The sequence below is a fragment of the Thiolapillus sp. genome, from assembly GCF_048562965.1.
Classification (GTDB): domain Bacteria; phylum Pseudomonadota; class Gammaproteobacteria; order Chromatiales; family Chromatiaceae; genus Thiolapillus; species Thiolapillus brandeum_A.
Window position 1 is genome coordinate 1 of the sequence record NZ_JBHNMF010001179.1, and the last position, 808, is coordinate 808.

The following is an 808-nucleotide window of genomic DNA, read 5'->3' on the forward strand; positions in this document are numbered from 1 at the left end:
TTTGCCATCGAGGGAAATCAGTCGGATTTCGAACCCATACCGCAACGCGAACTGTTTCAGAGGAAATATCTGAAAATGGCAGTATTTGCATGATGAAGAGTAGAAAAAGAAGATACCGGCCTTTTTGGACAGGCTTTTGAGTATCTTTTTTTGCGCCCATTCGTTGGCGCGCAACGTAACCGATTTGAATGCTGTAGCGAACGGAAAGCGGTTGTTCTCATCGAGCAGCGGATCAGTGAGGGCCACCCGCTTGAACATGTTGGAAAACCGGTCGGCCTTGTCCATCATCACCCGCTGAGCGTACATGTAGATCTGGACATTCTCGCGGGTTGGATTGTCGATGGCCTTTTCCCGTAGTTTGGGCAGTTGCTCCTGGAGCCACTTTACAGAAAAAACCGGAGGCCCCGGCGGCTGTTTGGCTGGGGGCTTGGCCGGCGGCGGCGCTTCTGGTGGAACCGGTACCGGCGGCAGTGGTTCTTCAGGAATGATAGGGTCTTCATACCAGAACCACCCCTCTTCCTTGCCCTCGATGAAGTCATTCGTGGCCAAAACGACATCAGACAGGCTTACCAGCAACAACACCAGAAGTACCACCGCCCTGCTCTTGCCCGGCAGCCACCGTGGCTGGGCCGGATGACAGGGCATCAGTAGCCGTGTCTGATTGTCGAGAACATGGGCCTGCTGCATTGTTATCTCCAAAACCTGAAGGCTGTTACCCGCCGGTAGGTGGCCACTACCGCCTGATGGGGCCAGTAGGGGGTGACGGGGGCTATGTGGAAGCGCCCTCCAAAAAGCTCATGATAATTAG

General features: G+C 54.6%; 1 protein-coding gene. It reads right to left on the reverse strand.

From position 1 onward, the window contains the following. A partial coding sequence (gene traF / locus ACOCD2_RS23155; protein WP_419602060.1) for a conjugal transfer protein TraF occupies positions 1 to 687 on the reverse strand: 687 nt, incomplete at its 3' end. Positions 688 to 808: the final 121 nt, after the last annotated feature.